This is a genomic window from Phycisphaerales bacterium (assembly GCA_040221175.1).
GTDB lineage: Bacteria > Planctomycetota > Phycisphaerae > Phycisphaerales > UBA1924 > JAHCJI01.
This window is the reverse complement of the sequence record JAVJVK010000004.1, coordinates 323,632-342,304: the sequence shown is the minus strand read 5'-3', so window position 1 is coordinate 342,304 and position 18,673 is coordinate 323,632. Positions and strand designations below refer to the sequence as shown.

The window sequence follows — 18,673 nt, the reverse complement described above, 5'->3', positions numbered from 1 at the left end:
ATGGTCTGACCACCGCAGGGCTCCCCACGCCTGCATAGGGCTGGTGCGTATGGGGCGTTTCAGACGGGCGGGCAATCCCTCCGAAACGCTCCGTCCGGCCCGAACCACGGCCCGAACGCACCCGGGCGGTACCATGAGCCCCCGAGGGGGGTTGCACCAGCATGCTCGCGCTGTACACCATTGCCATTTTTCTGGCCGCCGCTCTGCTGTTCTGCGTGCAGCCGATGTTGGCGCGGATGCTCCTCCCCAGGCTGGGCGGAAGCCCCGCGGTCTGGACGGCGGCGATGCTGTTCTTCCAGTCGGGACTGCTGCTGGGATACCTTGCGGCACACCTGCTGGGTCTGCTCGGGCGTCGAGCGCCGCGCGTGGCCATCGGCGCTCACGTCGTGCTGGCGGCGGGCGCCGTGCTCACGCTGCCGCTGGCGCTGCCGATGGGCACGCCGGGGGAATCGCCAGCACTGTGGGTGATGGTGGCCCTCGCCGGGGCCGTTGGGGCGCCATACCTCGTGCTGTCCTCGGTTTCGCCCCTGCTGCAACGGTGGATCTCGACGACCGACCACGCGTTGGCCGCGGATCCCTACCCGCTTTATGCCGCGAGCAACGCCGGGAGCCTCCTGGGCCTGCTCGCCTACCCATTCCTGGTTGAACCGATGCTGAGCCTTGATCAGCAACGCACCTGGTGGTCGGCGGGCTATGTCGCGCTGGTCGTGGTGCTGGCGATGGGCGGAGCCGCGGTGGTACGTCGAGCCAGAGCATCGCGAGCACCGAATGACGCCGCAAAGTCCGAGCCGGTCCGTTGCGAACCGGTCCATTGGCCCCGAAGGCTGGCCTGGGTCGGGCTCGCGTTCGTTCCATCAAGCCTGATGCTCGGGGTTACCCAGCACCTGACCACGGACGTCGCGGCCGCTCCGCTGCTGTGGGTCGTGCCGCTCGCGCTGTACCTGCTGACCTTTATCGTCGCGTTCGGCGTGACCAAGCCTGGCGTCGATCGGTGGGTGCAGCGGCTCACGCCCATCGCGGTGGTGGGGGTGGTGGTTGCCATACTGCTGCATGCGCGACAGCCGCTCCTGGCCGTCGCGGGAGCCCACATCGCCGCGTTCGCCTTGGCGGCGCTCTTGTGTCATCAGCGGCTGGCGTCGTTGCGACCGCATGCCGGCCATCTGACCGAGTTCTACCTGCTCGTGGCGCTCGGTGGCGTCCTCGGTGGCGCGTTCAACGCGCTCCTGGCCCCCATGATCTTCGATCGCGTGCTGGAGTATCCGATCGCGATCGCCCTTGCGATGCTCGCATTGCCCGGACTGCCGGTTCGCAAGTCCGAAGACGCGAGCAGCCTGGACAAACTTGCCGGACACGTGGTGCTGGGGTTCGGGGTCATCGCCGGCTTCATCGCGATCCTGATCACCCTCGGATCGTTTGGCTACCAGCCCCTCTCCAGTTCGGCAACATGGTGGGAGCGCGCGATTGCCGTCGGAGCGCCGGCGGTGGTGTTGTATCTAATCAACGCCCGGGCCCTGGCGTTTGCGCTGGCCGTTGGTGGCGTGCTGCTGACCGCCACGTTCTGGAGGGGACCGGCCGAGGTGATCCACATCGAGCGCACGTTCTTCGGCGTGCACACGGTGGAAGAGGTCCGTACGCGATGGCGTGATGGCTCGATCGCAACGCTCCACCAGCTCAGGCATGGTTCGACGGCCCACGGCTTGCAGCGGGTAGACCAGGGCGGCGTGCCGGTTCCGCTTGCCTACTACCACGACCGCAGCCCGATCGCTGAAGTGTTCGCCCTCATCGACGGCCAGGGCGTGCCCCAGCCGCACAACCGGCTCGATCGCGTGGCGCTTGTGGGTCTGGGGACCGGAGCTATCGCCGCATATGGCAGGCCGGGCATGACGATGCACGCATACGAGATCGATCCCGCGGTCGTGCGCATCGCGACCGATCCACGGTACTTCACCTTCCTGAGCGAGAGCCGGGCGGACGAGATCGACTACTTCGTCGGAGACGGTCGGCTGCTGATGGAAGCCCATGAGGGCGAGCCGTACGACCTGATCGTGCTCGATGCGTTCAGTTCGGATGCCATACCCGTGCACCTCCTGACGATCGAGGCGTTCGAGGTCTATCTCGATCATCTCGCCCAGGGCGGCGTTCTGGCGGTCCATATCTCCAACGTCTACCTGAATCTTGAGCCGGTCGTGGCCAAAGTGGCCGAGCGGCTGGGCCTGTTCGCCACCATGCGTTTTGACCTGCGAGACGCGGAAGAGAGCTTGCAGACCGGGCGGTACACCAGCACGTGGGTCATGCTGTCGCGCAAGCCCGAGGACTTGGCGCCCCTGGCCCGCCGATCTTTGTGGCGCCCGCCGCGGGCTCCCGAGGGTTTCCGGCCCTGGACCGACGACCGCAGCAACATCCTCTCGGTGCTGGGCGCCCCGCCGCAGGGCTAGGGCTCCATACCATCGCCGATGCCGACCCTTGACTATCAGACAGCCGGAGAGAGCCACGGCCCGGGCATGCTCACGATCGTGACGGGGATGCCCGCGGGCGTGCCGATCGACGAAGACGGCATGAATCGCGAACTGGCGCGCCGGCAGGGCGGCTATGGGCGCGGCGGGCGGCAGCGCATCGAGACCGACGTGGTCGAGTTCCTCAGCGGCGTGCGCCTGGGCAAGACGCTGGGTTCGCCCATCGCCATGCGCGTGGCCAACAAGGACTCGCGCATGGGCGACCTGGAACGCACGCCGCCGGTATATCGTCCCCGGCCGGGCCACGCCGACCTGGCCGGCTCGCTTAAGTGGCTCACCACCGACTGCCGCGGCACGCTCGAGCGAGCCAGCGCTCGCGAGACGGCGGCACGCGTGGCGGCGGGGGCGCTGACGCGAAGCCTGCTGGAGTTCTTCGGCATCCATGTCTTCGGCTTCGTTCGCAGCGCGGGCGCCGCGCGCACGGATGCGGTGGTCAGGCCCGAGGACTACCAAGCCCTGCTCAAAGCCCGAGACGCCAGCCAGACTTACTGCCCCGACGCCGAAGCGACGAAGAAGCAAATCGACGTCATCCGCCAGGCAAAGGTCGACAAGGACACCGCCGGGGGGTTGTGCGAGGTGCACGTTTTCGGCGTGCCGCCCGGGCTGGGCAGTTGCGTCGACTGGCGATTGAAGCTCGATGCGCGGATCGCCTTTGCCGTCATGGGCATCCAGGCGTTCAAGAGCGTGGAGATGGGCATGGGCCGCCGCGTGAGCGAACTGCCCGGCTCGCAGGTGCACGACCCGATCCGCTATGACCGGTCCAAGGCCGACGGTCCCTCCATGGGATTCGTGCGAGACACCAACAACGCCGGCGGGGTCGAGGGTGGCATGACCAACGGCCAGCCCGTGGTGGTGACGGGCGCGATGAAGCCGATCTCCACCCTCTTGCGCGGCATGCCTTCGATCGACCTGAACACCAAGGAAGCCCAGCAGAGCGACTATGAGCGCAGCGACGTGTGCGCGGTGTCGGCCGCCAGCGTGGTGATGGAGAACGTCATTGCGTTCGAGATCGCCCGGGCGTTCCTTGAGAAGACCGGCGGCGATTCATTGACCGAGGTGCAGGCCCACCATGAATCGTACATGGACCTGGTGAAGATCCTGCCGCTCGATCCGCCGATGACGACGATCGCCTGATCAGGCGGCCTCGCCGGACTGGTCGGGGCGCATGAGTGACTTCCAGGCCTGTGCGTCCACGCCGTAGTGGCGGCGCAGGCCTTCACCGAGTTGGTCGATGTCGCACAGCGCCAAGGTGCACTCGGCGCCGAAGGTCGAAGACGCGAACCGGAGCGCCCGGGGCAGTTGCTCGCGCGTCGTGACGAGTACGAGCGAACGACCGTCGTAACGGATCGGGATCATCGCAAACTGCGCCGCCTGCCGCCCCGAGAGCACGCACAGCACGTGGTCGGGAATCTGCAGGTTTCCAGGGTCGATCCACTCGGCAATGGCGCCGTACTGCTCGGCCCAAACAGCCTCGATTTCCTGCTGGCTGACCTCGAACATCTTCTCGGCCAGCTCGCCGAAGGGCCTGTTGGTCCCGCGTTGGGCACGGAGAACCTGGTCCCGCTGCGTTTCACTCAGGATGCCTCGATCGACCAGGATCTCGCCCATCGGCTTGGACATGCCGCAACCCTCCGGCGCGGCCGGTTCGTAGAGCCGCGTCGGCAGTGGCATCGGGCGTTGAACGCAGGACCGAAAGCGACAATGCGGGCCGGACGTCAGTCCAGCGACGCCAATGGCGGTGCAATCGTCGGCGCCCGTGCAATCGACAGGGTCGACGGATTATCCGGACTCGACGCCAGAGCTTACTTACCGACGCAGAAGCTCGCGAAGATGCGGCCGAGCACCTCGTCGGGCGAGACCTTGCCGCCCAACTCGCCAAGGGCGTCGAGGGCCAATCGCATCTCGGCGGCCACGAGTTCTCCCTCGGCGGGCAGTCCCTCGGGGGGGTCTTCCGAGACCGACTCGATGGCGCGATGCAGCGAATGCAGGGCCGTCGTGGCCAGCGCGTGGTGGCGGGGGAGCAGCCCGGCGTTGACGTCCTGGCGCGCCTGGTCAAGGGCCTCGGCGATCACAAGCCGAAGCGAATCCAGGTTCAGCCCGGTGCGCACGCTGACGGCCATGGTGCCTGCGCCGTCGGCGTCGATCGCGTCCGACTTGGTCCGCAGCCGGATCGTGGCGTGGCCGGTGCCAACGCTGTCATAGCGCGCTTCTGGATCGCACAGCAGCACAAGGTCGGCCTGCTCCATCGCGGCATCAATGACCGACTGCACGCTGGCCTGCTCATCGTCGGCCAGCGCCGCGATGGATTGGTCCTGCAAGCCCGGGAGGTCGGCAAGTTCGCACTCGATCGCGCCCAGGTCTGGGTGTTCGAGGCGAAGCGGCTCGACGACCGCGTCTCGCGTGGCGTGCTCGATCGAGGAGACCACCGATCGCGTGCGCCCGAGCAAGGCGTTGAACAGGCTCGTCTTGCCCGCATTGGGTGCGCCCGCGAGGACGACGAGCGGCCGGGCCGAGAGGCTTTCCTTGCCGCTGCGGCCCGTCATTTCGCGGTGTAGCGCGTCGTGAAGCGTCTGGAGCCGAGCGTGCAGCGTGCCCGCGGCGATGGGGACGACGTGTTCCTCCTCGCTGAAGTCGGCCGCCGCTTCGACCAGGGCAAGAAGGGAGGCCAGTTGATCGACCATGGCGGCGTAGCGACGACCGGATTGGCCCGAGAGCAACCGATGGGATGCCTCGAGCTGCGCGTCCGTGCTCGCGGCGATGGTCGCGGCCACGCCCTCGGCTTGCTCGAGCGACAGGCGACCGTTGAGGTAGGCGCGAGCGCTGAACTCACCAGCTTCGGCGTGCCGGACGTCGGGCTGGGCGATCATGGCGCGGACCAATGCGGTCACCAACGTGGGCGAGCCAGGTAAGAAGATTTCGATGGTGTCCTCACCGGTGTAGGAGTAAGGACCGGGCAGCCGTACGGCCAGGGTAGGCAGTTCTCCCACGGGCAGTCGCAGTCGAACGGGTCCGACGCCGCGGCTGCGATCGATCGGGCTGGTCGCCAGCGCATCGACGGCGTCGAATACGCCGATGCCCGAAAGACGCACGACCGCGCGCCGGCCGGGGGCCATGGGGGTGGCCGGCGCAACGATGATCGAGGCGGTGTCCATCGGGGGAGTCGGAGTTCTAGGGACGCCGACCCTTTCGGCGGTTCTCGGTCTTCTTGCGGCGTGCGCCCAAGGCGCCGCTGGTGGGGCCCTTGGCCGGCCCTTGACCGCGGGCTGCCTGCATCATCTCCTGGCGTTGCTGGGCGCGTTCCATGAGGCGCTGCATGTAGGTCTTCTTGTTGGGGTCGCGCTGCTTGGGGGTCAGCAGGTCGTTCTTATTGATGTGGGCGCGGATGTACCGCATTTCGAGGATGCCCAGCGTGGAGTTGGCAATGAAGTAAATCGCCAGGCCGCTTGGCGCGTTGTACATGAAGACCGGGAACATGACCACCATCATGACCTTCATCATGCGCTGCTGGGCCTGCTGCTCGGGTGTCATGGTGGCCGAGGGCGGAGGCATCATGTACTTCTGCTGGATGAAGAACACCACCCCCAGCAGCAGCGGAAGAATGTTGATCGCCGTGATCGTGCCCATGAGCGGCAGGGCAAAGTGCATTGCCTGGGGAAGCGGGATCGCGCTGTCGGGCTGGGCCAGGTCAGCGAGGAACGGCCAGCCGCCCAGGTGCTGGAACACGCCGAAGAAGGCCGCCTCGTGGCGCAATTCGATGGCGAAGTAGAGCGACGCGTACAGGGCGATCCAGACGGGCGTCTGGAGGAACATGGGCAGGCAGCCCAGCATGCCGGCGGGGTTGATGCCTTCTTCGCGCCAGAGCTTGGCCATCTCGGCCTGCATGCGCTTGGGATCGCTCTTGTACTTTTCCTGGATCTTCTTCTGCTTGGGCGCCATCTGCTGCATCTGATGGCTGAATCGCTGCACGCGGATCTGGCTCCACTTGGTCACCGGATGCAACACCGTGCGGACGATGAGGACCAGCACGATGATTGCAAAGGCCCAGTCGAGCGTCACGTAGTCGTGGATGAGGTTCAGCAGCCACACCAGGATGTGGGCCAGCCATGGAAACGTGCAGAAGCCGCACGGCCCGCCAAACGTGTACTGCACCAGTTGCCGGAGCATGACGGCGTTGGCCGATGGGTTTGACGAGATGAGCGAACGCGAGAGCGGTCCCGCGTAGATGCCGATGAGGTGCTCCGATTGCTCGCCAGCGGCGATGCCGTACGCGGGGCTTGCGAGTTCCAGGCCCAGCACGTAGTTCGGCTCGCTCGGTCGCGCGGCCGGATCGAGCAGCACGCGCGACACGGTCTCGACTGGGGTGAGCACTGGCGCCACGCCGGGCTTGGGATCGCCGTTGGCAACGCCATGCACCGCGACGCCGAAGTATCGATTGGTCAGCCCGGCCCAAGCGAGCTTGTCGCCGGTGTTTTCGGCCTTGGGCGTCGGCCAGAGCTGGAGCGTGGGCTGGTAGAGGCCGGACTGCTTATCGCGCTTTCCCGAGACCCCGCCGATATTCTCCATGAAGTCGCCGCCGACGACGAATTCCGGGTTGCCCGGCTCGACGTAGCCGAAGCGCACGCGTCGCTTGTCTCCGCCATAGCCCTGGCTTTCCTGGTAGAGCTGCGCCGGGCCGAAGGTGATCCAGCGAACGTCGATGGGCTCGTCGGTGAGATTCGTGGCGCTCTGCTGGAGCGAGAAGTCGTGGCTCGTGCCATCGGCCTGGTAGTGGCGTTCGAGCGTGAGCACGGGCTCGCCCAGGGCATTGGCGATCGTGGCCTGGAAGCGTCCGGGTGCCACCTGGTTCCATGCCGGCTGCACGTTTCCGTCTGCGTCCACGGCGGTGTAGATGGAGACGCGCTCGCCATTGACGTCAACCGCGATGGCGGCGAAGGGCACGATGCGGACGCGGCCACCCGAAGCCGTGGGCAGGTCCCATGCCTGCTGGACATGGACCGGATCGGCCGAGCCGAGCTTGCGGGTGTAGCCGGCCAGCTCGATTCGCTGCACGCCCGCGCCCAGCGGAGAGAAGATCAACTCGAGGGCGTACGCGTCGGGATCGACGCCGCCGATCCGCGTTGGTGAGAGTGAGGCCGAAGGATCGACGGCCGGAAGCACGCGCAAGCCGGTGGTCGTGTCGGCTTGGCCGGGCGATGGCGCCTCGGTCGTGGGCTCAGAGGCTGGGGGAGTTGCCTGTGGGGGCTCAGCGGCGGACTCGCCCGAATCCGGTGCCGAGTCCGTTGGTTCGGTGCTGGTCGGCTGGTCAGGCCCTTGCTGGTCCGCAGACTCGCTGGAGCCTCCCGCAACGGGTGGCTCGCCCTGAACCGGATCGGGCGTTTGCTGCTGGGCGGGCGTATTGGGCGCGCCACTGTTGTTGATGACCGGAAGGGCAATGAGAATCCCGAGTGCGGCCAGGATGGCCAACGGGACGAGGATTCGAGCGAGGCTCTTGGTAGGTGCTGCCATGGGTCTCTTACTGTCCGCCAAAGAGGCGATCGCCCAGGTAGTCGTCCAACTCGGCGATGGCCTTGATCTTGTCGGCGGTATCCTGGATGTCGTACTCGACGCGATGGAACTCCACGCGATCTTCGTGCAGCATCGCATAGCAGGCCCGTGGGTCCCCGTCGCGCGGTTGGCCGACCGAGCCCACGTTGATGATGATCTTCTCGCCCTCGCGGAGCTTGAAGCCCGAGTCGCCCAGTTCGTCGGGCGGGTAGAAGTCCGGCTCGTCGGTAAAGACGCCCGGCACGTGGGTGTGCCCGACCATGCAGGCGCCTTCGAAACGCTCGAAGATGGCCTCGAGTTTCTCGGGCGCATCGCGGACGTCCTTATCGAAGATGTACTCGTTGATGGGGCGCCGCGGTGAGCCGTGGACGGCAAGGAGGGACACCTTGAAGGGCGAATCGGCGTCGGCGACGCGAACGCGGAGGCGGCCGAGGAAGTTGTACCGCTCGGTGCGCTTGGCCTCGTCGGGCTCGGCGTCGAACTGCTCGCGCGTCCAGTAAGCAGAGCCGGCGGCCATGGGGTTGAAGTTGGTGGGCTCGTAGAGCACGGCGAAGTCGTGGTTGCCCATGAGCGACCAGGCGCAGCGTTCTCGGACCAGATCGACGCACGCCAGCGGCTCGGGCCCGTAGCCCACGATGTCGCCCAGGCAGACGATGCGATCGACGCCCCGGCTCTCGATATCCGCCAGGACCGCGCGAAGGGCCGTGGCGTTCCCGTGCATGTCGCTGATCACGGCGGTCGGCAATGAACAAATCCTCCGCGGGCGTGCCCGCTGGCAACCTCAACCCCACGAAATCCCCGCCGGGACGGCAGTGGGCGGGAGTGTACGGAACCGATGGGCCCAAGGCCATCGACCCCCGCAGGCCGATGATCGGGTCCGCACCGCGGGCCGTCTGCCGGAACGGCGGCTGATTGGGCGAACCAGGCAGGCTGTTCCAGCCGATATGGGCTCGGGCGGCGGTCCGGGGTAACCTTGGGCGGCTGGGAACGGTGGGCGATCTGGCCTGCCGGTTGCAGCCCCGCCTCCGGCGAGCCGATGAACGGCTTGTCGGAAAGCTCCCACCCCGGCCGGCGGACGCGGTCCGATCTGGTCGGTATTTACACGGATTCGGGTCGGCCTGCGAGTCGGCTTCAGAGAGGAGAAGGTCCGCCCATGCCCGCATCGGCAGTTTCCTACCAGCGCACGCGTGAGATGACCATCGACGAGCTGTTGCTCGAAAATCGGGTGGTCTTCCTGATCGGCGAGATCAACTTCGCTTCGGCGGCCCGGGTCATGATGCAGATGCTGTACCTCGAAGACCAGAAGCGGGGCCAGCAGATCAACTTCTACATCAACAGCCCCGGCGGCGCCGTCGACGACACGCTGGCCATCTACGACACCATGCAGTTCCTCTCCAGCCCGGTAGCTACGTACTGCATCGGCCGGGCATACTCGGGCGGCGCCGTTCTGCTGACCGCCGGAGAGAAGGGCAAGCGGTACATCCTGCCGCACGCCAAGGTCATGATCCATCAGCCCTACGGCGGCATCACCGGCCAGGCCGAGGACATCCGCCTTCAGGCCGAACAGATCATCAAGAGCAAGCGCGCCCTGAACGAGATCCTGGCCAATCACACGGGCCAGGACGCCGAGACCATCCAGCGCGACAGCGAGCGTGACCGTTATTTCAGCGCCGAAGAGGCCAAGTCCTACGGCATCGTCGACGAGGTGCTCCAGCACACGAAGAAGACCGGTGGCTGAGCCGCACCCTTCGTTTCCTCGTCAACCCACTGACCGTAGAAGACCACCCCAAGCCGGAGACACCCGCCCATGAGCGTTGAATCGAACTACCTCGTGCCCATCGTCATCGAGAAGACCGGCCGCGGCGAGCGGTCGTACGACATCTACTCTCGCCTGCTCAAGGACAGGATCATCTTCCTGGGCGGGCCGGTCATGGACGACATGGCCAACCTGATCGTGGCCCAGCTGCTGTTCCTTGCCAACGAGGACCCCGAGAGCGACGTGCACCTGTACGTGAACTCGCCCGGTGGCAGCGTGACCAGCGGGCTTGGCATCATCGACACGATGAACTTCATCCAGGCCGACGTGTGCACCTACATCATCGGCCAGGCGTCGAGCATGGGCTCGGTCATTGCCGCCTGCGGGGCCAAGGGCAAGCGGTATTGCCTGCGCAACAGCCGCAACCTGATGCACCAGCCGCTGATCGGCGGCGTGATGGAGGGCCAGGCCACCGACCTAGAGATCGAGGCCAAGGAAATCATCCGCTTGCGCGAGCGGCTCTACCAGATCTATGCCGATGCGACCGGCCAGAACAAGGACAAGATCGAACGCGACTGTGATCGCAACCTGTGGCTGGATGACCAGGAGATGCTCAAGTACGGTCTGGTCGACAAGGTGCTCGAGAACATGCCGCGATCGACCCACCATGAGAAGGACGACTGAGCCTCTGCCCAGCAAAAAATCCCCGACGCCACGCACGCGCGTGACCGTCGGGGATGTAGGAGAAGAGCCGACCCCGTGGCTCGACTCCAGAGCACCACGAACCGCTTCGCCCGGGTCCACACCAGGCCCGGGCGTTCGTGTTTCTAGCGGCTGCGAGAGGTCGAACGCTCGTTGCGATCGTGCTCGTCGAACAAGCGATCGTGCTGCGAACGCATGCCCGCATCGGCCTTGGTGTACGTTGCCTTGTAGATGACGTTGGGGGCGATGGTGGCCCGACCGTCATAGCGGTCCTGCCGCTGGTCGGCCTCGCGCCCGTCTTCGCGACGCTGGGCGGGCTGGCCGCCCAGATCGGTGCCGCGCTGCGTGACCGTTTCGACGGATGTCGGGCCGCGATAGGCCGTAACCGTGTAGCGGTCGTCGCCTTCCAACTGCAGCACGACGCTCATGCCCTCGGTCGTGCCCGTCTGGGCGATGGAACTGGTCGCATCATCGTTGGGGTTTGCGCCGTCCTGCTCATCGCGGAGGCTCGACTGGGGCGTGCGATCGGTGCTGGTGAAGACGATGCGACGAGCGCCCGGATCGTACTTGCCCGTGAAGTAGTGGATCGCGCCGCCTTGGCCGGACATGAGAGCAAGCTGGTACTCGTCCGCACGATCGTTATAGCCAAGGAAGGACACGCTCTGCAGACTGTTGTGGTCGAGTTGGCCGCCCGCGGCGCGATCACGCATGCGATCGGCGTCCTGCTCGCGACCGTCGTTGCCAGTGCCATCCGACTGGGTCACGCCCTGGCCGAAGAGCACGGTGGTGCGGAGGATGTCGCCGCCCAGAATGGTGTGCGATCGCGCCATGCCATCGACGCTGGCCGCACGCATGTCCTGCTCGCGCTGGGGATTTGCGCCCTGGCGCTCGCCCCTCTCGGCCTGACGTTCGGCCCGTTCGCGGCGTTCGGTTTCATTGCGCTGTGGGTTGGTTTCATCGCGACGCCCCTGCGAGCCTCGATCACCGGTTGGCGCGTTCATCGCGTCCCAGTTGGTGCGATTCACCTGGACCTTGACGTTCCAGATGCCCTCGAGCGACGTGAGTATGTTACTGGAGGCGCCGTAACGGCTCTCGCGATCGCGAGCAGCCTGGCTGGCGCGCTCCAGCCTGTCCTGTCGATCCTGCTGGGTTTCCTGGCCTTCCCTGGGCGCGGTCGTGCCACGATTCTGGCCGATTGCGGTACCCGCGGAGATGGTCAGGGCAAGGCCGCTCAAGAGAACGAGTTTCCTGGCATGCATGGAGAGGCTCCTGTGTGGGCGGTCGAGCGACGCCGTGGTCGCGACCGTGTGGTCTTCTGTCACGCCGTGCCGATCACCGATCGGACGGTTGCATGAGAGAAGCTTCCCCGGCCAGCGTGGAGCCCCGCTGAAGCAAGGGTGATTTTGTATTTATTCTGGGGTGACCCTGCGCAAGCGCGCGTTGTTGGCGACTTCCAGCCGTCCTCAGCCGGGGTTGTTCCCCACGATGCGGGCTTCCAACCGCTCGAGTTCGCTGGCGAACTGCGGGTCGGCCTTGCAGAGGTCTGCAACCTTGCTGGCGCCGTGCATGACGGTGGTGTGGTCGCGTCCGCCCAGATAGCCGCCGATCTCTTCGAGCGAGTGGCGGGTGTGCTTTCGGGCCAGATACATGACGACCTGCCGGGGTCGGGCGATCGAGCGGGTCTTCTTCTTGGCCTGCAAGTCGCTGAGCTTGACGCCGTAGAAGCTGATCGCCGCGTCGAGCACGGCCTGCATGGTCGCGCTTGTCGCGGTGCGGTCCGGTTCCTGGGCGACGATGGTCTTGCGTGCCAGGTCGAGGTCGATATCGCGGCCATCGACCGATGCCCGGATCTGAAGGTTGGTGATGGCCCCTTCGAGCTCGCGGATGTTCGAGTCGATGGAGGCGGCCACGTGCTCGGCCACGCCGTCGCCCAGTTCGAGGCCGCGCAGCCGTGCCTTGGTCTGGACGATGGCGATCCGGGTCTCGTAGTCGGGCGCTTCGACCGCCGTGACCAGGCCCCACTTGAACCGGCTGACCAGGCGGTCTTCCAGGTCCGGAATGTCTTCGGGCGGGGCATCGGAACTCAACACGATCTGCCGATTGGTCTGGTAGAGTGCGTTGAAGGTGTGGAAGAACTCTTCCTGCGTGCGGTCACGCTTTGCCAGGAAGTGCACGTCGTCGATGACGAGCATGTTCACCTGACGAAACTCGTTGCGGAAGTCGCTCATGCGGCCCGCCTGCACCGCCTCCATGAACTGGCTGGTGAACTCGTCGCACGAAACGTACTCGATGACCCAGTCGGGGTGCTGCTCCTTGATGCGGATGCAGATCGATTGGAGGAGGTGGGTCTTGCCCAGCCCGACGTCGCCGTGGATGAACAGCGGGTTGTATCGCAGGCCGGGCTCCTCGGCCACGGCTTGTGCGGCGGCATGGGCGAGCCGGTTGCCCGGACCAACGATGAAATTCTGGAAGGTGTTGTCGGCGTTGATGGCCAGCTGCCGTGCGTTTCGCACCGGACCGGCAGTCTGGCCCGCGGGCCCGACGAATCGGACGTTGACGAACTGGCCCGATGCCACGCGGGCGGCCTGGGTGAAGACCCGCCCGCAGTTGCGGTCCATGTGGTCGCGTTGCACCTCGCTGGCGCAGCGCACGGTCAGCAGGCCCGAGTCGAGGGAGATCGGCTCGAGTTCTTCGAACCACACGCGAACCAGCGTTGGCTGCTCGGATCGAACGGTCGAGAGCGCGTCGGCCCAGAGCGCCATGGCCTCGTGCCGTCCGTTGGGCGAACCGTTTCGTGAGCCTTCGCTGGCAAACTGTCCCATGGACGCCCCCAAAAGCGCGTAGCTACCTGACTTGCCGCTGAGCGCAGGAGACCATCGCCGCTTCCGCGGCCTGCTCAGCCAAGACGGTAACGGGTGGCCCACTTTCCCACCGCTCGAACAGACGCGGGGATCAAGATACCACAACTCGCCGCGCGTGTCAACCGCTCCTGCCGCTCTGATCGCTCGCAACGGGCGTTGGTGCGGATCAGGGCGTCACTTTTCACCATCGCCGTCTGCCTCGGCCGTGCGAGCGACGAGCCGCTCGTACTCCTGGCGGTTCGCGCGATGATCCATCAGCACCCGAACGCGGCTGAGCTGGTCGGGGGGCAAGCGCTCTTCCAACGCCTGTCGGACATCCCCCAGTTGCGTGCGGCGGGAGATGTGGCCCAGGATCAGCGTCTGGCATTCCAGCAGCGGCAGCCACTGGGCGATGTCGTCCACGTGCATGTGCATGCCGATGCGTGAACGCTTGTGGTGGCCCTTCTCGAAGAACGTGCACTCGGCGATGACCACGCGGGCTTCCCGCACGTCGCTGCGCAGCAGGTGGGCCCCGGGCAGGGTGTCGCCCGTGTAGGCCACCAGGGGCACCTCGAAGCTGCGTGTGATCTCTTCGCCCCGCTTCTTGAGCTCGACGAGCTTCTCCTGGGGCAGTCCCACGAACTCGTCCTTGAGCTTGGTCCGCTTCTCGTAGACGACATAGCCCATGGAGGGGGCCGTATGCTCGGTATGGAAGCCCCGGAGGTAGTGGTTGGGCTTCAGGGGGTGGCTCTGGCCGTCTTCGAGCGGGAAGAGCTCGTAGGGGGTCCGCTGGCGTTCCAGGCCCACGTAGCCCTCCAGCATGCGGCGGAGGTCGCCCTCGATGCGCGCGTCGCAGGCGATGGCGCCCGTGCCCATGCCCTGAAACTGCCGCTGGCTCAGGTAGTACGCCAGGCCGCCCACGTGATCCATGTGGCCGTGGCTGAGGGCGCAAATGGGGCTTGCGAGCATGGGCCTGGGGCAGGCGCCCATGTCGAAGCACACGTCGAGCTCGGGCACCTGGATGGCCGTGGCCTCGCCGGCGATGGAGATGCCCTGGATGCGGTACGGGGCCGAGTAGATAAAGCCCAGCGAGGGCTCACGCGGTGGCGGCTTGGGCAGCATGGGGGTGGGGGACCTCGGCCCGGTGGGCTGAAAGGCGCTGGGGCGGCCGGTGGGCCGTCGGGCGCGGGTTTCTCGGATGCCGATGAGCGTAGGCGGGCTCGCGGTGGGGCTGCCCCGCGTACGCTGGGGCCATGACGACGCCGCAGCCGCCCGAGAGCCAAGCTGGTCAGCCCAACGAGAGCCCGAGCACCCCACCGACCGTGGCGGGCGAGGTTCCGCAGAAGGAAGGGTTCGTTGCCTTCTTCAAGCGTCTGGGGCCAGCGGGCTTCCTGGCGATCGCGTGGACGGCCATGCCGCCGCTGGGCGGCTTCCTGCTGCTTGCGTTCATCGGCGACATCTCGGCTTGGCTCGAGACCCACAAGATCATGGGCGTGGTGCTCTATGCCGTGCTGTTCATGTTCAGTGCGGGTTTTGGTGCGTTGCCGACGTACTCCCAAGCCCTGCTGGGCGGGTGGGCGTTCGGGCCGGTGGTGGGCTTCCTGGCGGCGTGGGCCGGCTTCGTCGGCGCCTCGCTCATCGGCTACACCATCGCACGGACGATCTCCAAGCGTCGCGTGGAAAAGATGATCGACGAGAACGCCAAAGCTCGGGCCGTCCGCGACGCGCTCATCGGCCATGGCATGCTGCGTACGACGGCCATCGTCGGGCTCATCCGTGTGCCGCCCAATTCGCCCTTTGCGCTGACGAACCTGGCGATGGCGGCTTCGGGCGTTCGGCTGGTGCCCTACGTCATCGGGACGGCCCTGGGCATGGCGCCGCGCACGTTCGCGGCGGTGTGGCTTGCCTCGGAAGGCGCCAAGCGTGGGGACAACCTCGTTGACTTGTTCAAGCGGGACAAGCTGGAGATCTTCATCGCCCTGGCCGTGACGTTCGTCGTGCTGGGCGTGATCGGCTACATTGCCAAGCGTGCGCTGGAGAAGGTATCGGGCGCCCAGCCCAAGCCGGTGGACGCGGACTGACCCGCATCAGGGCAATCGGCGCAGGGCGTTGATGATCGACTCGCCCGCGTCGCCTCGCGCGCCGGTGATGGTCGTCGCGTTCGTAGCGTCGCGCTCGTCCGCGGCGATCCAGTAGATCGCGTCGACGTCGTCGGCCTCGCGGATCCACTCGCCCAGCAGCTTGCTGCCCGAACTGGTCCGCGGATCGTTCATGCCAACGTAGCTGCGGAGCTTGGCCAGCAACTCTGTGACGTGGGCCAGTTCGTCCTGATCGGCGTTCTGGGCATCCAGCACGCGGACGCCCGCGGCACGCAAGGCGGCCAGGCGATGCTCGAGCACCGCCCGCTGCTCGAGGCTCAAACCCGTGGCGTCGCGGACCACCAGCAGCGTGCCATCCACGTCGTCCTTATGCTCGGCGGTCAGGCGGACGGCGTGGCGGATTTCCTCGGCCAGGTCCTCGGGAGACTCGAAGCGCCGGGGCTTCCACGGCGCATCGGGGGCGTCGGGCGCGCTGATGTGGGCGCCGCCCTCGTAGTAGTTGCTGTCCGGGCCGGCGTACCGCAGCGTGATGAGGCCCGCGGCGATGGCGGGCATGACGACCAGGATGATGGCCAGGCCCACGCCGAAGCGTGCGCCGCTGCCGGGCTTGGCGCCCCGGCCCGTGATGGCGCGGCGGCGCTCGTGCGCCCGCGTGCGCCGGTCGTGAGCGCGCTGGCGTGCGGCGGCTCGCTGCTCGGCCGCGGCGCGATGCTTCTTGGCCCCGGGCAGCGGCGCACCAGCCCGGATGAACGCCGGCTTGGGCGCACCGACCTCCACGGGCACGTCCGCCTTGGGCTTCGCGTCCTCGCCGCCCACGGTGAAGCTGCCCGACCACCAGTTCAAGACTCGGATGCGACGCGAGGGCGCCGCGTCGGCCTGGTCGCCTTCGGGCAATGGCGGCGGCGGTGCGTGATGGGCGGCGTGGGAGGCCACACGGGGGGCGTCGACCTCGTCGGCGTCGATCGCAGATGCAACGGCGGCGCCACCGCCCATGCTGGGAAGCTCGGCGGGCTTGATGGCAAACATGTCCTGCGACGTCAGCACATACTGCACGTCGTCGAGCATCTCCTTGGCCGAGCGGTACCGCTTGTCGTAGTCGGTCATGGCGCGACGGATGATCCATCGCACGGCCTCGGGGCACGGCTGGCTGACGCGGCTGAGCCCGCCGTGGGCCGGGAAGCTGTTCTCGATCATCGAGTACAGCACGGCTCCGGCGGCGTACACGTCGAAGCGCTCGCCGTCGACCTCGTTGACCTTCACGCCCCGCAGCGCCATGCGGACCATCTCGGGGTCACGGAAGTACTCGGTGCCGTGGGTGGTCAGGGTCATGGCCGAGCGGAGGTGGGTGATGAGCCCGAAGTCCACCAAGCGGGCCTTGTCTCCGTCGACGATGATGTTGTCGGGCTTGACGTCCTTGTGCCAGAGCCCGCCGACGTGGTAGGCGGCCAACGTATCCAGCAGGTCTCGCTGGTAGTTCAGCACGGTGCGCAGGTCGCGCTTGCTCAGCCCCTTGCCGCCCGTCATGGCGTGCATCTGCTGCGTGACGCGGGCCAGCGACTCGCCCGGGGCGTAGCGCATGACGTAGAAGAACCGTTCGTCGGTCAGTTCATGCTCGAGCACCAGACCCATCTTGCGGGCGGCGTCCAGGCTTCGGCTCTCGCGGACGATCTGCGGCAGGCTTGAGCCCTCGCGCAGGTGGAACGACTTGATGACGACCTGGTCGACCTCGCCCAGGTTCTGTCGCAGGAATGACCCGCGCTTGCGCTCATCGGGCTTGGCGAGGTAGAGCTTGCCCCCCGAACCACCGCCGGGCAGCGAGCCGGTGACCTCGTAGCCCTCGAAGGCGCCCGTGCGGCGCGTGGGCTTGTCCGGTCCGGGCGCGTCGGCCACGATCTGCGGCAGGCGACGCTCGAGCCCCTCGGTCAGCGGCGTCAGGCACAGCAGGCGGGCCGGGTGGCCGATGACCAGACGGTACAGGGCCGCGCCGAACGTGCGGACCTCGTCGGCCACGCCCTTTCCGAAGTGACTGGCGGCCGACCACCGCCCGATGATGATGTTGGCCACGACCAGCAGGCTGAGGATGGGGACGACGATGAGCGTGCCGATGAGGCGCAGCGCGTCGCCGACCATGCCGAAGATGAACCCGAACACGCGCTTGACGATGAACGAGAACGCCTTGATGGCGTACACGATGATGACCACGGCTGCGGGCAGCAGGAGCAGGACGGCAAGGATCAGCAGCAGCGGGGTTGTCATCGGAGCCTCCTGGCTGACCGGGGGGAGGTAATCGGTCAGCCGTCCAATGCGGCCTGTTCGTCCCTCCTGCGGAGTTCGGCCTGCCGGTGGTAGATCTCGGCGATGGCCTCATCGAACAGGTCGTCGTCAGCTTTGGTCGGATTCAGGTCGAGGCCGTTTCGCGCCGCCTCGGCCAATTCGTCCTCGGTGAAGCTGAACTGCTGGATCATCGCCCGCGAGCGCTCGCGAACCATGTCGCGGATCTTGCTCAGCCGGCGGCTGACGGTGGGCTCGCTGACCCCGATCTGGGCGGCCACGTCCCGGCCGGTCATGCCGTCCAGCACGCGCATCCGGTAGATCGAGAAGTCCACGAACTCGGCCTCGTGCTCGACGGCCCGGAGGGCGGCCTCGATCTTGGCCCGGAAGACGGCCGCCTCGTACTCGGCGTCGGCGCCGATGCTGGTGGGCACGGTGGCCCACCGTTCGTCCAGGGCGACGGCCTTCTTGCCCGAGCCGCGTTTCTGGGCCATGCGGCGGTCGATCTCGTCGCCCAACACGTGCTTGGCGATCGCCAGCAACCAAGTGCTGAAGCGGGCCCCGCGGCTGGGGTCGTAGCGGTCGATCGAGTCGCTGAGGGCCGCGAGGGTCTCCTGAGAGAGATCACGGACGGTTTCCACGCCGATGCGGCCCTTGCCCCAGCGTGTGAGCTGGGTGCGAACGACCGGGCCGAAGGTTTCCCACAGCTCGAACCACGCGGCTTCGTCGTTGTTTCTCAATCGCCCGATAAAGCTCGTGGTGACAGAATGCAGCATCCACAGGTCCCCTCAGTCCTCGATTCGTGGGGGCGATGGAACGCGTGCCCCCTTCATTATGACGCGCCAACAGGCCCTGCGTTGCAAAAAGGCCCTTCGGGGCGACCACACCAGTTCTCTTGGGAAAGGGGAAAGTCCGGTTACCCCCGATGGCGTCGAAATCCGTGGCGAG

The 18,673-nt window shown here is 66.7% G+C and carries 14 protein-coding genes; 5 read left to right on the top strand and 9 right to left on the bottom strand.

The features are described from left to right. Nucleotides 1–161: 161 nt before the first annotated feature. Both RIE32_03660 and aroC read left to right on the top strand, forming a co-directional pair. Entirely contained in the window at nt 162–2,435 is a 2,274-nt protein-coding gene (locus RIE32_03660) for a fused MFS/spermidine synthase (GenBank protein ID MEQ9095340.1), read from the top strand. A gap of 18 nt (nt 2,436–2,453) precedes the next feature. After that, nucleotides 2,454–3,647, top strand: a complete 1,194-nt coding sequence (gene aroC / locus RIE32_03655; protein ID MEQ9095339.1) for a chorismate synthase — start codon at nt 2,454–2,456, stop codon at nt 3,645–3,647. Here aroC and RIE32_03650 read toward each other — a convergent pair whose 3' ends face one another. The 4 genes from RIE32_03650 to RIE32_03635 form a co-directional block, all read right to left on the bottom strand. Next, the gene (locus RIE32_03650; GenBank protein MEQ9095338.1) at nt 3,648–4,133 is read right to left on the bottom strand and encodes a hypothetical protein; all 486 of its coding nucleotides are present in this window, start codon (nt 4,131–4,133) and stop codon (nt 3,648–3,650) included. A 182-nt stretch (nt 4,134–4,315) separates the two neighbouring features. Continuing rightward, a complete protein-coding gene (locus RIE32_03645; GenBank protein MEQ9095337.1) occupies nt 4,316–5,665 on the bottom strand; it encodes a GTPase in 1,350 nt (449 codons plus the stop codon). A gap of 16 nt (nt 5,666–5,681) precedes the next feature. Beyond that, nucleotides 5,682–8,018 (bottom strand): membrane protein insertase YidC, encoded by a 2,337-nt coding sequence (gene yidC / locus RIE32_03640; GenBank protein MEQ9095336.1) that lies wholly within the window; start codon nt 8,016–8,018, stop codon nt 5,682–5,684. Between the two features lie 7 nt (nt 8,019–8,025). Continuing rightward, nucleotides 8,026–8,802: a metallophosphoesterase family protein gene (locus tag RIE32_03635; GenBank protein MEQ9095335.1), complete on the bottom strand. Its 777-nt coding sequence runs from the start codon at nt 8,800–8,802 to the stop codon at nt 8,026–8,028. 408 nt (nt 8,803–9,210) lie between these two features. Here RIE32_03635 and RIE32_03630 point away from each other — a divergent pair, with 408 nt between their 5' ends. Both RIE32_03630 and RIE32_03625 read left to right on the top strand, forming a co-directional pair. Continuing rightward, entirely contained in the window at nt 9,211–9,795 is a 585-nt protein-coding gene (locus RIE32_03630; GenBank protein ID MEQ9095334.1) for an ATP-dependent Clp protease proteolytic subunit, read from the top strand. A 69-nt stretch (nt 9,796–9,864) separates the two neighbouring features. Next, the gene (locus RIE32_03625) at nt 9,865–10,497 is read left to right on the top strand and encodes an ATP-dependent Clp protease proteolytic subunit (protein ID MEQ9095333.1); all 633 of its coding nucleotides are present in this window, start codon (nt 9,865–9,867) and stop codon (nt 10,495–10,497) included. Nucleotides 10,498–10,640: 143 nt separating this feature from the next. Here RIE32_03625 and RIE32_03620 read toward each other — a convergent pair whose 3' ends face one another. The 3 genes from RIE32_03620 to RIE32_03610 all read right to left on the bottom strand — a co-directional run bounded on the left by RIE32_03620 (nt 10,641) and on the right by RIE32_03610 (nt 14,477). Then, complete coding sequence (locus RIE32_03620) at nt 10,641–11,774, bottom strand: hypothetical protein (protein MEQ9095332.1); 1,134 nt, start codon at nt 11,772–11,774, stop codon at nt 10,641–10,643. 204 nt (nt 11,775–11,978) lie between these two features. Further along, nucleotides 11,979–13,337, bottom strand: a complete 1,359-nt coding sequence (dnaA, locus tag RIE32_03615) for a chromosomal replication initiator protein DnaA (GenBank protein ID MEQ9095331.1) — start codon at nt 13,335–13,337, stop codon at nt 11,979–11,981. 213 nt (nt 13,338–13,550) lie between these two features. Next, on the bottom strand, nt 13,551–14,477 hold the full coding sequence (locus tag RIE32_03610) for an MBL fold metallo-hydrolase (GenBank protein ID MEQ9095330.1): 927 nt from the start codon (nt 14,475–14,477) through the stop codon (nt 13,551–13,553). A gap of 131 nt (nt 14,478–14,608) precedes the next feature. Between RIE32_03610 and RIE32_03605 the strand changes: the two genes are divergently transcribed. Then, nucleotides 14,609–15,436, top strand: a complete 828-nt coding sequence (locus RIE32_03605) for a VTT domain-containing protein (GenBank protein ID MEQ9095329.1) — start codon at nt 14,609–14,611, stop codon at nt 15,434–15,436. Nucleotides 15,437–15,442: 6 nt separating this feature from the next. Here the strand turns inward: RIE32_03605 and RIE32_03600 are convergent, their stop codons facing one another. Both RIE32_03600 and RIE32_03595 read right to left on the bottom strand, forming a co-directional pair. After that, nucleotides 15,443–17,710 carry a hypothetical protein gene (locus tag RIE32_03600; protein MEQ9095328.1) on the bottom strand — a complete coding sequence of 756 codons (2,268 nt, stop codon included), beginning with the start codon at nt 17,708–17,710 and terminating at the stop codon, nt 15,443–15,445. 35 nt (nt 17,711–17,745) lie between these two features. Next, complete coding sequence (locus tag RIE32_03595; protein MEQ9095327.1) at nt 17,746–18,501, bottom strand: sigma-70 family RNA polymerase sigma factor; 756 nt, start codon at nt 18,499–18,501, stop codon at nt 17,746–17,748. Between the last annotated feature and the right edge of the window lie 172 nt (nt 18,502–18,673).

What these genes read in the sequence shown, in the direction of transcription:
- RIE32_03660 (MEQ9095340.1), top strand. Translation starts at nt 162, where the DNA reads ATGCTCGCGCTGTACACCATTGCCATTTTTCTGGCCGCCGCTCTGCTG.
- aroC (MEQ9095339.1), top strand. Translation starts at nt 2,454, where the DNA reads ATGCCGACCCTTGACTATCAGACAGCCGGAGAGAGCCACGGCCCGGGC.
- RIE32_03650 (MEQ9095338.1), bottom strand. Translation starts at nt 4,133, where the DNA reads ATGTCCAAGCCGATGGGCGAGATCCTGGTCGATCGAGGCATCCTGAGT.
- RIE32_03645 (MEQ9095337.1), bottom strand. Translation starts at nt 5,665, where the DNA reads ATGGACACCGCCTCGATCATCGTTGCGCCGGCCACCCCCATGGCCCCC.
- yidC (MEQ9095336.1), bottom strand. Translation starts at nt 8,018, where the DNA reads ATGGCAGCACCTACCAAGAGCCTCGCTCGAATCCTCGTCCCGTTGGCC.
- RIE32_03630 (MEQ9095334.1), top strand. Translation starts at nt 9,211, where the DNA reads ATGCCCGCATCGGCAGTTTCCTACCAGCGCACGCGTGAGATGACCATC.
- RIE32_03625 (MEQ9095333.1), top strand. Translation starts at nt 9,865, where the DNA reads ATGAGCGTTGAATCGAACTACCTCGTGCCCATCGTCATCGAGAAGACC.
- RIE32_03620 (MEQ9095332.1), bottom strand. Translation starts at nt 11,774, where the DNA reads ATGCATGCCAGGAAACTCGTTCTCTTGAGCGGCCTTGCCCTGACCATC.
- dnaA (MEQ9095331.1), bottom strand. Translation starts at nt 13,337, where the DNA reads ATGGGACAGTTTGCCAGCGAAGGCTCACGAAACGGTTCGCCCAACGGA.
- RIE32_03610 (MEQ9095330.1), bottom strand. Translation starts at nt 14,477, where the DNA reads ATGCTGCCCAAGCCGCCACCGCGTGAGCCCTCGCTGGGCTTTATCTAC.
- RIE32_03605 (MEQ9095329.1), top strand. Translation starts at nt 14,609, where the DNA reads ATGACGACGCCGCAGCCGCCCGAGAGCCAAGCTGGTCAGCCCAACGAG.
- RIE32_03600 (MEQ9095328.1), bottom strand. Translation starts at nt 17,710, where the DNA reads ATGACAACCCCGCTGCTGCTGATCCTTGCCGTCCTGCTCCTGCTGCCC.
- RIE32_03595 (MEQ9095327.1), bottom strand. Translation starts at nt 18,501, where the DNA reads ATGCTGCATTCTGTCACCACGAGCTTTATCGGGCGATTGAGAAACAAC.